The 13774-nt window shown below is 73.8% G+C and carries 12 protein-coding genes; 5 read left to right on the top strand and 7 right to left on the bottom strand.

Going from position 1 to position 13774, the window contains the following annotated elements:
* Positions 1-93: 93 nt before the first annotated feature.
* Complete coding sequence (locus BJP25_RS07265; RefSeq protein ID WP_075974145.1) at positions 94-984, top strand: ABC transporter permease subunit; 891 nt, start codon at positions 94-96, stop codon at positions 982-984.
* Positions 985-1116: 132 nt separating this feature from the next.
* The gene (locus BJP25_RS07260; RefSeq protein ID WP_198943386.1) at positions 1117-2214 is read left to right on the top strand and encodes a J domain-containing protein; all 1098 of its coding nucleotides are present in this window, start codon (positions 1117-1119) and stop codon (positions 2212-2214) included.
* A gap of 334 nt (positions 2215-2548) precedes the next feature.
* Here the strand turns inward: BJP25_RS07260 and BJP25_RS07255 are convergent, their stop codons facing one another.
* Positions 2549-3337, bottom strand: a complete 789-nt coding sequence (locus BJP25_RS07255; RefSeq protein WP_075973961.1) for a hypothetical protein — start codon at positions 3335-3337, stop codon at positions 2549-2551.
* A complete protein-coding gene (locus tag BJP25_RS07250) occupies positions 3334-3549 on the bottom strand; it encodes a hypothetical protein (RefSeq protein WP_075973960.1) in 216 nt (71 codons plus the stop codon). Before BJP25_RS07250 ends, BJP25_RS07255 begins: the two co-directional genes overlap by 4 nt.
* A gap of 862 nt (positions 3550-4411) precedes the next feature.
* Between BJP25_RS07250 and BJP25_RS33130 the strand changes: the two genes are divergently transcribed.
* Entirely contained in the window at positions 4412-5227 is an 816-nt protein-coding gene (locus BJP25_RS33130) for an Rv0361 family membrane protein (RefSeq protein ID WP_143218917.1), read from the top strand.
* 8 nt (positions 5228-5235) lie between these two features.
* Here BJP25_RS33130 and BJP25_RS07240 read toward each other — a convergent pair whose 3' ends face one another.
* The 3 genes from BJP25_RS07240 to BJP25_RS07230 form a co-directional block, all read right to left on the bottom strand.
* On the bottom strand, positions 5236-7215 hold the full coding sequence (locus BJP25_RS07240) for a vWA domain-containing protein (protein ID WP_075973959.1): 1980 nt from the start codon (positions 7213-7215) through the stop codon (positions 5236-5238).
* Positions 7212-8615, bottom strand: coding sequence for a sigma 54-interacting transcriptional regulator (locus tag BJP25_RS07235; protein WP_075973958.1), 1404 nt, complete (start codon positions 8613-8615; stop codon positions 7212-7214). Before BJP25_RS07235 ends, BJP25_RS07240 begins: the two co-directional genes overlap by 4 nt.
* A gap of 114 nt (positions 8616-8729) precedes the next feature.
* Positions 8730-9980: a low temperature requirement protein A gene (locus tag BJP25_RS07230; protein ID WP_084793735.1), complete on the bottom strand. Its 1251-nt coding sequence runs from the start codon at positions 9978-9980 to the stop codon at positions 8730-8732.
* 92 nt (positions 9981-10072) lie between these two features.
* Here BJP25_RS07230 and BJP25_RS07225 point away from each other — a divergent pair, with 92 nt between their 5' ends.
* Positions 10073-10540 (top strand): YcxB family protein, encoded by a 468-nt coding sequence (locus tag BJP25_RS07225; protein WP_233157958.1) that lies wholly within the window; start codon positions 10073-10075, stop codon positions 10538-10540.
* 46 nt (positions 10541-10586) lie between these two features.
* Positions 10587-11387, top strand: coding sequence for a hypothetical protein (locus BJP25_RS07220; protein ID WP_075973956.1), 801 nt, complete (start codon positions 10587-10589; stop codon positions 11385-11387).
* A gap of 552 nt (positions 11388-11939) precedes the next feature.
* On the opposite strand, the gene BJP25_RS07215 is transcribed toward BJP25_RS07220, so the two are convergent.
* Together BJP25_RS07215 and fabI are read right to left on the bottom strand one after the other, a co-directional pair.
* Entirely contained in the window at positions 11940-12977 is a 1038-nt protein-coding gene (locus BJP25_RS07215) for a ferrochelatase (RefSeq protein ID WP_075973955.1), read from the bottom strand.
* A 14-nt stretch (positions 12978-12991) separates the two neighbouring features.
* The gene (fabI, locus tag BJP25_RS07210) at positions 12992-13759 is read right to left on the bottom strand and encodes an enoyl-ACP reductase FabI (protein WP_075973954.1); all 768 of its coding nucleotides are present in this window, start codon (positions 13757-13759) and stop codon (positions 12992-12994) included.
* Positions 13760-13774 lie beyond the last annotated feature (15 nt).

Raw genomic sequence — 13774 nt, 5'->3', positions numbered from 1 at the left:
GCGGGTGGGCCCGGGAAGCAGTCGGGCAGCTGGAAGGTCTCCGGCACCAAGCTCGGGGACTCGGTCACCACCGTCTACACCGACCCGGACGCCATCGACGGGCTGGCCAAAGCCGCGGCGGGCGAGTCCACCGGGTTCGACGCCGACGGCTCAGTCGAGGGCTTCCGGTCCGCGGGCACGCTGCCGCTGCGGGTGGAGCTGGTGCGCCAGCTGCGCAGGCGGCGCACCCAGCTGCTGCTGGGGTTCCTGGTGCTGCTGCCGTTCATCCTGTGGGCGGCGTTCGAGTTCGGCCAGGACTCGGGCAACCGGCGCTCGGGCGGGTTCGTCGACCTGGCGACCGCGAGCGCGCCGAACTTCGTGATCTTCGTGCTGTTCGCGGCGGGCAGCTTCCTGCTGCCGATGATCGTGGCGCTGTTCTTCGGCGACACGATCGCCTCCGAGGCGTCCTGGTCGAGCCTGAAGTACCTGCTGGCCATGCCGGTGCCCCGGCACCGGCTGCTGCGGCAGAAGGCGGCGGCCTCCGCGCTGCTGTCGCTGCTGTCGCTGGTGCTGCTGCCCGCGGTGGCCCTGCTGGTCGGCGTGGTCTTCTACGGCACCGGGCAGGCGGTGAGCCCCACCGGCGACGCGATCTCCTTCGGCGACTCGATGCTGGCCATGGCCGGGTCGGTGGGCTACATCGCGGTGAACCTGCTGTGGGTCGCGGCGCTGGCGCTGCTGCTGTCGGTGGCCGTCGACGCCCCGCTGGGCGCGGTCGGCGGCGCGGTGCTGGTGTCGATCCTGTCGCAGATCCTCGACCAGATCACCGCCCTGGGCGGGCTGCGCGAGTACCTGCCGACCCACTTCTCCTTCGCCTGGTCGGACCTGATCTCCACCGACATCGACTGGACGAACATCACCGAGGGCGCGTTCTCCTCGGTGCTCTACGCGGCGGTGTTCGGGCTGCTGGCGGCGCGCCGCTTCAGCCGCAAGGACGTCACCAGCTGATCGACCGCCGCAGGCCCCTGGCCCTGCGGCGGCGCCGGGTCCCACCGCGGGCCGGGTCCCCCACCGGGACCCGGCCCGCGGCGCGCGCGGGGCCCGGCGGGGCCGCGCCGGCGGTCTGGGATGATCACGGTCGTGGACGACGTCGACTACTACGAGCTGCTGGGTGTGCGCAGGGACGCGTCGGCGGCCGAGGTCAAGTCGGCGTACCGCGCCCTGGCGAAGGTGATGCACCCCGACGCGGGCGGCACCGCGGGCACGTTCCGCCTGCTGAAGTCGGCCTACGAGACGCTGTCGGACCCCGACCGCAGGCGCGAGTACGACCGCGGTCCGGCCCCGGAGGTGCCCAGCCCCCGCCCGGCGGCCCGCCGCACCCGCACCCCGGGCCCGCGCCCGAGCCGCTTCACCGACGACCCGTCGTTCGTGCCACCGGGCTGCGGCGTCCCGCCCACCGCGCTGCCCTGGTGGCACCTGACCCGCCACCAGCCCCGCCTGGCGGGCGGCCCCGGCCACGCCCCGGCCGTCGGCGCGGCCGTGGGCGTGCTGCTGCTCGTGGCACCCCTGTTCGCCGTCGGGTCGATGTCACCGCTGGTGCTGGTGTGCTGGCTGGGCCTGCTCGCCGCCGCCTGCGCCGCCGCGGCCCGCCTGGGCCGCGCCTACCTGCGCGCCCAGCGGGCCCGCCGCGCCGCCGTCGCGGAGTTCGCGGGCCGCACCGAGTTCGGCGCACCCGACCCCGAGCACGTCGTCGACCGCCTGACCGCCGACCTGCTCACCCGCTACGTCGGCAGGCTCCCCGGCGCCCGCGTCTTCCACGGCCTCTCCCGCCCCGGCTCGGTCTTCGCCGACATCCCCCACGCCGTCCTCTGTGGACAACACCTGGTCCTCGTCGAGTCCAAGTCCTGGCTCCCCGGCCACTACGACCTCGACACCACCGGCGCCCTCTGGCGCAACGGCCACCCCTTCCGCGGCGGCCACACCGACCTCTTCGCCGCCGTCGCCGCCTTCCGCACCCTCCTCCCCGGCGTCGACGTCCGAGGCGCCGTCATCCTCTACCCCAGCCGCGACGCCGACCTCACCGCCGACCCCACCCCCGCCGCGGGCGTCTCCGTCATGCTCCCCGAAACCTTCGTCCGCACCATCGGCGCCTGGCTGGCCGAGGACTGCGCCACCACCGACCACCACATCCTCCGCACCGTCCGCGCCCAAGTCCTCTCCGAACGCACCCCCGCCTAGCCGCGTTCCCTGTCGGTGGTCTCGGCTAGCCTCGGTTCCGCCCTCCCCTGGCGCACCGGCTGGAGACGGGCGGGTCGGCGGAGGTTCACTCGTGTGGGTTGTGGACAACTCCCGTTGAGGCCCCGGAAGTGTCGGTCCCCTCGATTAAGCTAGAGCAATAGGAACGGCGCGCGGGGGCGGCTCACTACCTCCACTCCCTCGGGCCACCCCCTCCCACCCATCTCAACGAACCAATCAGCAGCCCACCCCGAACACCCACCCGACCGAACACCCACCCGAGCCCAGCCACCACGAGCGCCAAGCGAAGCCAACGCACGCTGGCCACACGACCCGGCTAGCGCACACCCAACGAGTCGGCCAACGGGCCCAGTTGGACCACCACCCCGGCTTCGGCCACCGCAGCGCGGAGCTTCTTGCGGTCGACCGCAGACAGCTCCTCCGCCACCGCCGCGAGCCGGGCCAGGCCGGGGGCGTCGAGGTGGGTGAGGAGGGGGACGACGTCCTCGGTGAGTTCCGGGTCAGCGGTGAGGGCGTGGGCGAACGCGGGCAGCCGGGAGTCGTCGATCATGGCGAAGAGGGCGGGGAGGCGGTCGTGGCTGTCGCTGTGGAGGGCGGTGCGCAGCAGGTCTTCCTCGGGGAGGGCTTCGACGACCGCGCGCAGGGTGCGGTCGGGGACGTCGGCGACGAACAGGCCCATGGTGAGGTGGTCGCCGCGGCGGACGAGTTCGTGGCCGACGGAGACCACGCGGTCGAGGGGGAGCCGGGCGAGGATGGGGCCCAGCCGCCGCGGGTCGAGGTGCGCGGCGACGTCAGCCAGGAAGGCGACGGGGAGGCGTGAGGCGAGGTCCAGGGCCCGGTCGGCCTCCAGGACCGAGGCGACCCGCGCGCACATCACCGGTCCGAATGCCCGCTGGGCCACGGCCGCGGTGATGGCGTTCGGCACGAGCCTGCTGGCCGCGGCGATGCGGAGGTAGGCGGCTCGGCTGTCGTTGAACAGGACTTCGGTGGCCCGGTCCCGGACGGCGCGGACGTCGGCCGGGTCGAGGGCGGTGAGGTAGGCCAGCCGGGCCGGGTCCTCGCCCAGCACCCTGGCCAGCTTGGCGACCTCGACCCGGGCGCTCACAGGCCGAGCGCCTTGCGGATCAGGGCGCGCAGCGGCTTGGGGAGGGCGGCGAGGGAGGCGTCGGTGGACTCCTGGAGCTCGCGCTGCTGGCGGGAGCGGGCCTGGTCGAGAACGGCGGCGAGGTCGCGGCGGTGGGGGGCGGGGAGGGCCTCGACCGGGCCGGGCAAGGTGCCGCCGTACTGGGCCCGCAGTGCCCGCACCGAGTCGTCCACGACTACCTCCCGTCCTCCAGGACTCTAGATCAGCCCACGCCGTCGCACCGGTCAGCGCCAGGTGGAACCCGACCGCGACCGACGACCCGGGGCAAGCGCCGCCAAGAGCGTCCGGCAGTACGCGCCAGCGGTGACTCGGCCGCACGCGGCGATCGCGTTGGGCTCCCCGCTGCGCCCTCGTCCCCACCCGGCATCGTCCCCGACCTGGCACCACGGCCGTCTGAGCCGCACGGGTCGGCCCGGCAGCCGCGCACGGCGCACAACGGCACGCAGCGGCCGGCAGCCACGCGGCACTCAGCGTCCGCTGGCGCCAACATGGGGCATCCCACGTCCGGCAGCGCATGCCAGCACGGCGACACCCCGCGCGCGGCATCGAGGACGACGGGCGTGCGAGCCAGCGAGGCTAGAGCGACGCGAGCGGGCCCGACAACACACACGCGTCAGACGACGGCCCGTAACTCACGACACGGGACGCCACACGGCGGCGGGGCTAGCGGCATCGGGCGCGCGACGCGGGCATCAGATGGCGCGTAAGGGCCGGCGGGGCCGTGCATGGTAGGCGTCGGCCCATGGGATGTCTGAGGCGGCGCGAAGCACGCGGGGGTGGTTGCGTGTTGCGGACTAGGGGTGGCGTCTGGCGGTAGGGGGTGCGGCCGTTCGCCTAGGGGGTGGGGGCCGTCTGGGGGCGCCCTCGCGTTGGTGCGCTGCGCTGTGCACCAGAGTGGCGACGGGGTGTGTTCGCGGTAACGGGGGACCCCCTGACCAGCGATGACAGTGCCGAGAGCCGTCCCGGGCAGCCGGGGGTCCGGGGTGGCGGGTCAGATCCGCGCGCCCCGAGGAGCCAGCCATCACGACCTCGACGATGACCGACTGCCGGTCCCTGCTGGACGCCCCCGTGCTCGGTGCGCGGGATCAGGGTGACCTCTTCGTCCGGTTGCGCGCGGCGTTGGCCGACCCGGACCACCGGACCGAGGCGTGGCCGCTGCTCGTGCGCCTGCGGCACCGGACCGACCTCGACGAGCGGGTGGCGGCGGCGCTGGAGCGCGTCCTCGGGCCCGGGTGGCGGCCTGACCCGCGCGGGCACCACGAGGCCCGCTACTGGGACGGGCAGTCCTGGACCACGCTGGTGCGCACCAACGGCCACGAGTACACCGACCGGGCCCGCCCGCCGGAGGTGCCGTCCGCTCCCCCGCAGTCGGCGGCCGCGACCCCGGGTCGCGCCGCTTCCGGTGTCCTGGGGCCCCGCCGCGCACCGTCGCCGGTGGAGCAGGACGCGCCCCGCGGCAGGCGGTGGTGGCTGGTGGCCGCGGGCGTCTTCGTCATCGCGGCGGGTGTGGGTGGTGGCATCCTCCTGGACAAGGGCTTCGGGCCCAGCGACAAGGCGGCCAGCCAGCTGGCCCGGGACTTCGTCGACGCGGTCAACACCCACGACACGACGAACGTCACCCAGTACGTCTGCACCAAGGACCGCACCGACACCTCCTACCTGTACGGCAGCATCTTCGACCGGGCCAAGGTCACGCTCGAACGCGTGGACCCCCAGGGCGACGATCCCCGCTTCACCATCCTGGCCGCCCGGACCTCCGGCACGAGCGCGCTCCGCCTCAACATCCCCCTCACCGTCGAAGACGGGGAGTGGCGGGTGTGCGACATGAACAAGGCGCTGTCCGGTCGCTGACCCCCGGGCTACCGGACCCGCCGCGCGCGACGGGTCCGCAGGTAGTCGTCGACCACGGCCGAACCCAACCCGTCCAGGTTCGGGTTCACCACACGCCCCCCTCCCCTGCGCGCCAGGATGTCGACGAACTGGGCCAAGCGCTCGTCCTCGCCGAGCATGAACACCGTCACCGACGCGCCCATCTTGGCGAGCATGTCCACTTCGGACAGGGTTTTGCGGAGGGTGGACTCCAGCGGCGGGTAGTGGAAGACCGCTTCGCCGTCAGGTTCCAGGTGGGCGGTGGGTTCGCCGTCGGTGACGATGAGGACGACGGGTTTGGCGCCGGGGTGCTTGCGGAGGTGGCGGTGGGCGAGCAGCAGGGCGTGGTGGAGGTTGGTGCCCTGCTCCCACACCCCCTCCAGGGCGGTCAGCTCACCGATGTCGAGGGTGGCCGCTTGGCGGCCGAAGGTGATGAGCTGGAGCTCGTCGGAGCGGAAGCGGGTGGTGATGAGCTGGTGCAGGGCCAGAGCCGTCTGCTTCATGGGCAGCCAGCGGTCGTCCTGGACCATGGACCAGGAGGTGTCCACGCAGAGGGCGACGGCGGCGCGGGCGCGCTGCTCGGTCTCCACGACCTCGACGTCGGGGACCTCGATGGCGATGCGGTCGCCGCCGGTGGAGGCGGTGCGCAGGACGGCGTTGCGCAGGGTGCGGGAGACGTCCCAGGCCTCGGTGTCACCGAACTGCCAGGCTTGGGTGGCGCCGGTGGGTTCGCCCGCCGCGCCCGCGCTGGCGGTGTCGCGCTCGCCCTTGCGGGAGCGCATCTGGTTGAGCACGTCGGACAGGGCCGACTCCCCGAGCCTGCGCAGGGCCTTGGGGGACAGCTGCAACGACCCGTCCGCGGTGCGCTCCAGCAGGCCCGCGCGGCGCAGTTCGCGTTCCAGCTCGGCCAGCCTGCGGGCGTCGACCCTGGCCTCGTCGCCCAGCTGCCGCTGGAGGGCGTCGAGGTCGATGTCCTCCAGGCGCGCGCCGGGGTAGGACTGGGAGAGCTGTTCGGCCAGGGCGTCGAGCTCGCCGAGGTCCTGCATGGCCTGGGCGCCCTCGCCCATGCCGAGCGGGTTGTCGCCGCGCATGCGGGCCGAGCCGGTCCAGTCCTCGCCGGGGCGCAGGGCGCGCAGGTTGGCGTCCAGGGTGGACACCTGCTCGGCCAGGCGCGGGTCGCCGAAGGCGTTGGCCATCAGCTCGGCGAGCTCGTTGCGCTGCTGCTCGCTCATCGAGTTCATCATCCGCTGGGCGGCGGCGGCGCGGCTGGCCAAGGCGTCGACCAGCTCCTGCACGGTGCGCGGGTTCTCCGGGAAGAACTCGCCGTGGTTGCGCATGAAGGCGTCGAACTGCTCCTGGGTGTCGTCGCCGCGCAGGTGCGCCAGCAGCAGGTCGTTGAGGTCGGCCATCATCCGCCGGATGCGCTCGACGTCCTCGGGGCCCATCTCCTCCAGGGCCTGCTTCATGCCCTGGAACCGCGACTCCATCAGCTCCTGGCCGAGCTTGTCGCGGATCTGCTGGTAGGCCTCGCGGGCCTCCTCGGAGCGCCAGTCGTAGGAGGCCAGCTCGTTGACCTGGGCGGCGGTGCCCGCGGGCAGGGCGTCGAGCTGGGCCTCGCGGAAGCGGGCGTCGTCGGAGGGGTCGGGGAACAGCGCCCGCTTCTCCGCCTCCAGCGCCCGCTCCAGCAGCTCGCGGACCTCGTTGAGGGTGCCGTCGAGGTTGTTGCGCCGCTGGAGCTGGGAGCGGCGCTGCCAGAGCCTGCGGGTGAGGTCGTCGAGGCCCTGGGTGCGCTCGGTGCCGCGGCGCAGCAGCTCCTCCAGCGCCGAGCGCGGCGAGGTGCCCGCCATGACGTCGCGGCCGATGGCCTCCAGCGCGTCGCGCAGGTCGACCGGGGGTGCGAGCGGGTCCGGCCCGTCGGTGTACGGGCCGTAGTTCCAGCGGTCGGCGGGGTCCCAGCGCTCGGCGGTCACGGTCCGTACACCGCCGCCCCGCCCGCCCCCTCCGAGTCCTTGGCCAGCTTGCGGCCCAGGTAGAGGTACTCCAGCGCCAGTTCGACCGCGGAGGCGATGCGCCCGGGCGGGTCCTCGGGGCCGACGCCGAGCCGGGCGGCGACCTCGTGCAGCACGGGCAGTTCGGGCAGCGCGCCGAGCACCTCGGTGCCGGGCACCCGCTCGCCGGTGGCGACGAGGTTGCCGTCGACGACGGCGTCGACCAGCGGGCGCAGGTCGAGCCCGGCGAAGCGGTCGCGGGCGGTCTCGGAGACCGCGCGGCGCAGCAGGTGGGTGAGGTGCTCGGACTCGCGGCCCTCCTCGCCGGACTCGAACTCCAGCTTGCCGCGCAGCACGGCGGGCACGGCGTCGAGGTCGATGGGGCGGGCGACGGCCGGGTCCTCCCCGATCAGCGCCGAGCGGCGCAGCGCGGCGGCGGCGACGGTCTCGGCGGCGGCGACGGCGAACCGGGCGGACACCCCGGAGCGCTGGTCGACCGCGGGGGACTCGCGCAGGTTGCGGACGAATCGGGCCAGGGCCTCCAGCAGCGCGTCGGGCACCTCAGCGACCAGGTCGGCCTCCTGGCGGATGACCCGCACCTCGGCCTCGACGGTGGTCGGGTAGTGGGTGCGGACCTCGGCGCCGAAGCGATCCTTGAGCGGGGTGATGATGCGCCCGCGGTTGGTGTAGTCCTCGGGGTTGGCGGTGGCCACGACCAGCACGTCCAGCGGCAGCCGCAGGGTGTACCCGCGGACCTGGATGTCGCGCTCCTCCATGACGTTGAGCAGTGCGACCTGGATGCGCTCGGCCAGGTCGGGCAGCTCGTTGACCGTCACCACGCCGCGGTGGGCGCGCGGGACGAGTCCGAAGTGGATGGTCTCGGGGTCGCCCAGGGTGCGGCCCTCGGCGACCTTGACCGGGTCGACGTCGCCGACGAGGTCGCCGACGGAGGTGTCGGGGGTGGCCAGCTTCTCGGTGTAGCGCTCGGAGCGGTGGCGCCAGGCCACCGGCAGCTCGTCGCCCAGCTCGGCGGCGCGGCGCAGCGAGGCGGGGGTGATGGGTTCCAGCGGGTGCTCGCCCAGCTCGGAGCCCTCGATCACCGGGGTCCACTCGTCGAGCAGCCCGGCCAGGGTGCGGGCCAGGCGGGTCTTGCCCTGCCCGCGCTCGCCGAGCAGCACCACGTCGTGCCCGGCGAGCAGGGCCCGCTCCAGCTGGGGCAGGACGGTCTTGTCGAAGCCGAGGATGCCCGGCCACGGGTCGCGGCCCGCGCGCAGGGCGGCGAGCAGGTTGTCGCGGATCTCGGCCTTCACGCCCTTGGGCGCATGCCCCTGCTCGCGCAGCTCTCCGGCGGTGCGGGGGAGGCCTGCGGGGGGCGTGTTCACATCGGTCACACCGAGAACGCTACGCAGGTTCCGGCGATCGGTCGACGTGGAGCGCGCTCCAGCTGTGGATAACTCCACCGGCCCCGAACGGGCGTCGGCGGCGCGGCCCCCGGGTCAGTGGTGCTCGGGGGCGTGGCGGATCTCGTCGCGCTGGGCCTTGTAGTAGGACCACTCCCCCATGACCAGGCCCACCAGCACCGCGGCCAGCACACCCAGGGTGACCAGCACCGGGAGGAACGCGACCAGGGGCGTGATGGCCACGAGCACCAGCCCGAGGCCGAGGCGCTGGTACTTCTGCGTGCGGCTGCACCGCCAGGAGATCGCCGCGAGGGCGAACAGGTAGAGCGCGGTGCCGCCGTAGAGCGCCCAGAGCGGGGCGCCGTGCAGGTGGTCGGCGGCGCTGTGACCGTCGTCACCGGCGAGGTAGCCCAGGGCCTTCTTCAGCCCCAGGGCGAGCATGACGATGCCGATGACCGCGGGCAGGTGCAGGTAGGAGAAGGCCGCGCGGGCCATCCGCACCCGCTCGTGCCCCTCGGCGGAGGCCAGGGCGCGCTCGATGAGCAGGCCGTTGGTGTCGAAGTACACCCACCACAGCGCGGCGGCCACGACCAGCCCGAGCAGCGCGCCCGCCACGATCGGCCAGGAGATCGCCAGCTCGTTGACCCCGACGCCGATGGCCACGATCGACTCGCCCAGGGCGATGATGACGATGAGCCCGTGCCGCTCGGCGAAGTGCTTGGGCGAGTTGATCCGCCACCCGGTCGCGCCGATGACCAGCGTGCCGCCGTAGTCGAACAGCACCGCCGCGGCCCACAGCAGGACCTGCACGGCCCCGGTGGTCTGCGAGGCGACCAGCAGCAGCACGGTGCCGCCGACCATGGTGGGCAGGAACCGGAGCACCTGCGCCCGCAGCCCCCGGTCGTCGCCGGAGGCGGTCCAGAACAGCACCAGGTGCACCGCGCGCACGAGCAGGTAGCACAGCGCGAACACGACCGGCCCGTCGAGCCCGCCGGGCAGGTCGTCGAAGGACTCGGGGATGGCGATGGCGATGAGGAACATCGCCGCCATGGCCGCCAGCATCGCCGACCGCGCGGCCCCCTCGTCCGCCTTGACCAGGTTCGACGACCACGAGTACCCGACCCAGCACCACCACACCACGGCGAGGATGAGCGCCCCGCGCAGCAGCCCGCGCGGGGTGGGGTCCTCGGCCATGAACGCGGTGACCTGGGTCAGGGCGAAGACGAAGACCAGGTCGAAGAACAGCTCCAGGGTGGTCGCTGCCGACCCCTCGGTCACCCGCTCCATCCGCGACCGCCGGGTCCGCCCGGGGCGCGTGCTGGGCTCGCTGGTGGACGGCTCGCTCATGGGCAGGATCGTCGCACGCGGGCGCGGGGGCCGGGAGCGCCAGGTCGGGGGTTGGGTAGGTTCGCCGGGGTGGAGGGGGGTCGCCCGTGCTGATGCGCCTGCGGTGGGAGCCGGTGCCCGCGGACTGGTCGGACGGGGTGCGGGCGGTGCTGCCGTTCGCCAGGTGGGTGCCGTGGTTCGCCGCGGCGCTCGGGGTGTTCTCGGCGGTGCTGCTGGTGCTGGGGCAGGTGCTGCCCGCGGTGTTCGGGCTGTGCTGCGCGGTGCTGATCGGCGCCCTGCCCCCGTTCGCGGCGTGGTCGGCGTTCCGGCGCGACCCGATCGCCGGGCGGGTCATCACCGCGGAGGTCGACGAGCGGTCGCTGCGGATGATGACCCTCGACGGCACCGCCTACAGCGTGGTGGAGTTCGCCGGGTTGGCGGGCTGGCGGGAGACCGAGCGCAGCTTCGTGCTGGCCACGGGCGGCTCGGCGTTCCACGTCGTGCCCGGCCGGGCGTTCGCCTCGACCGAGGACATCGACGCCTTCCGGGGCCTGCTCACCGCCGCCCTGGGCGCGCGCTGACCCACCCGTTCCACCGGCCGCGCGCCGTCGCGTACGCTCGGTCCCCGTGTCAGTTCCGAGTGCGACATTCGCGGTGTGGGTTTCGGCCTGGCTGAACGGATCGGCCGCCGCAGACGACGTCCTGGACGCCCTGGGGCACTGGGCCGACCTGCACGACGTGGTGGCCGTGGGCGCCCAGACCGCCGACGCCCTGGAGGTCCCCCGCCGCGGTGAGGCGGGCGGCACCGTGGCCGCGCTGCTGGCCGCGCTGCGCCGCACGGGCGTCACCAGCGGCCGCGCCGTCCTGCCCGTCCCCGGCGACGTGCGCGGCCTGGGTGGTCGCAGCGAGTTCGCGGGCACCGCCCTGCACGCGGGCGAGGCCGTCGTCCTGCACGGCGCCCCCCTGGGCCTGGTCCCCGAACCGGTGGCCGACGGCGTCCTGCGCTGGACCGCCTTCGACATCGGCGACGCCCCCGCCGCCGAGCACCTGCCCCTGGGCGAGGCCGAGCACGAGCTCACCGGCGCGATGCGCGTCGCCGCGGGCGTCCTCACCGAACTGGGTGTCGCCAAGGCCCGCAAGGGCGTCCGCGAGGAGCTCACCGCCCGCACCGCCCACCGCTCCGCCGCCCCCTGGCCCGAGGGCACACCCCCGCGCGCCCTGCGCGTCCTCCAGCGCGCCAACGAGGTCTCCGCCATCCTCGACCTCGCGGGCGAGGACGCCCCCGGCGCCGCCCTCTCCTCCTCCGCCGCCCGCCGCCGCGCCGAAGCCCTCAAGCCCCTCCACGACGCCGTCCGCCTCGCCCGCTTGGCCGCCGTCGACGAAGCCGTCCGGGTCTTCTCCCAGCAACCCACCGACAAGCAGGCCTGATCGCGCCAGGGTTCTCCGGAGCTTGCGGGGTCGAGCCGCGGCCACCGCTTCTAGCCGCTGCTGAGGTTGGCGACGTGTTGTCCACAGCGCGCTGACTTGTCCACAGCCGTTGAGCTGGGCTCGGGTTTTGTCGTCCCACGCCGGTAACGTTGAAAACAGGGGTCCCCTTGCCCGGGTTACCCCCGCCCCAGCATGGGTTTGTGGAAGCTGGGCAATGGCGAGAAGGCGCCCACCCCCACCAGCCGAGCCCGGACAGCAGGCACTGCCCGGTTGGGTGGATTCGCTTGGTCGGGGTGGGTGATCATGTGCTACCCAAACGGGCCGGGCGGGCGTCTTTTCAGCCCGCCTTTTCCCGCCCGAGAGCACATGATCGCCGTAGGGGCCCCGACCAAGCGGATCCACCCAACCGGGCCCACAACGAAAGCCCCCCGCTCTTCAAAGAGCCCCGCGCAGCGGAACCCCCGGCGAAGCCGGGAGTCCGGCGGCAGCCGGAGAGCCCGCGCAGCGGAACCGGCGGCAGCCGGCAAGCCCCGCGCAGCGGCGGAGAGACGGTCAGGTCCGGGCAGGGCGTCGCACGGGTTCGCAGCAGCCTACGGCGCAGGGGGCGCCGTTGCGGGTGCAGCCGCCGACGGCGAACGTGGACAGCTTCCGCGGTGGCACGCCCTCCAACTGTTCCCGCACCAGCTCCACCACGAGCTGCGCGAAGCGGGGGTCGCCGTTGGGGGTGGTGGCGCGGGCGAAGGCCATGCCCAGTTCCTCGGCCTTCTCCTTGGCCTCGTTGTCGAGGTCCCACACCACTTCGAGGTGGTCGCTGACGAAGCCGATGGGGCAGACCAGGACGGCGGTGACGCCGTCGGCGTGCAGGGCCTCGACGTGGTCGACGATGTCGGGGGCCAGCCAGGGGATCTGCGGGGGGCCGGAGCGGGACTGCCAGACGACGTCGTGCTCGGGGGCGCCGACCTCGGCGGCGACCAGGCGGGCGGCTTCGGCGATCTGGCGGGAGTAGCGGTGGCCACCCTCCTCGGGTGGACCCGCGGCCTTGTCGGCGGAGACGGGGACCGAGTGGGCGGTGAAGACGAGCCGGTGGTCGGCCGGGAGGTCCTTGGCGGCCTCGCGGACGGCGTCGGCGAAGGCGGTGATGAACAGGGGGTGGTCGAAGAAGTGGCGGATCTTGACCAGGTCGGGGGCGTCGGCGCCGACCGCGGCCCTGGCGCGCTCGATGTCCTCGTCGTACTGGCGGCAGGCGGAGTAGCCGCCGTAGGCGCTGGTGGGGAACACCAGGGCGGTGCGGACACCGTCGCGGGCCATCTCCGCGACGGTGTCCTCCACCATGGGGTGCCAGTTGCGGTTGCCGAAGTACACCGGCAGGTCGATCCCGGCGGCGGCCAGTTCGGCGCGGACGGCGTCGATGGCCTCCCGGTTGAGGCGGTTGATCGGGGACACGCCGCCGAAGTGGTGGTAGTGCTCGGCCACCTCGTCGAGGCGCTCGGGGGGCACGCCCCGGCCCCGGGTGACGTTCTCCAGGAAGGGGCGCACCTCGTCCGGGCCCTCGGGGCCGCCGAAGGACAGCCACAGCAACGCGTCGGTCATGGGTCTATCCCAGCTCACATGCCGGTGGCGTGCACGCCGCCGTCGACCCAGACCATCGATCCGGTGGTGGCGGGCAGCCAGTCGGAGAGCAGGGCGAGGATGGACTTGGCGACCGGGGTGGCGTCGTTGACGTCCCAGCCCAGCGGGGCGCGGTCGCCCCAGGCGTCCTCCAGCTGGGAGAAGCCGGGGATGGACTTGGCGGCCATGGTGCGCACCGGGCCCGCGGCGACGAGGTTGACCCGGATGCCCCGGGGGCCCAGCTCGCGCGCCAGGTAGCGGTTGACCGACTCGAAGGCGGCCTTGGCCACGCCCATCCAGTTGTAGGCGGGCCAGGCGATGCGGGCGTCGAAGTCGAGGCCGACGATGGACCCGCCGGGGCCCATCAGCGGCAGCGCGGCCACGGCCAGCGACTTGAGCGAGTACGCCGAGACCTCGACCGCCTTGGCCACGTCCTCCCAGGGCGCGTCGAGGAACGGGGCGCCGAGGCAGGACTGCGGGGCGAAGCCGATGGAGTGCACCACGCCGTCGAGGCCGTCGACGTGCTCGCGCACCCGGTCGGCCAGGCTGTCGAGCTGCTCGGTGCTCTGCACGTCCAGCTCGATCACCGGGGCGGGCTCGGGCAGCCGCTTGGCGATGCGCTCCACCAGGCTCAGCCTGCCGAAGCCGGTGAGCACGACCTGCGCGCCCTGCTCCTGGGCGGCCTTGGCGGCGTGGAAGGCGATGGACGAGTCGGTGATCACACCGGTGATCAGCAGCCGCTTGCCCGCGAGCAGTCCGGTCATGGCCGGGGTTCCTCC

The organism is Actinokineospora bangkokensis (assembly GCF_001940455.1).
Classification (GTDB): Bacteria; Actinomycetota; Actinomycetes; order Mycobacteriales; family Pseudonocardiaceae; genus Actinokineospora; species Actinokineospora bangkokensis.
Note: the sequence above shows the minus strand (reverse complement) of the source record. Positions and strands in the feature narration are given on the sequence as shown.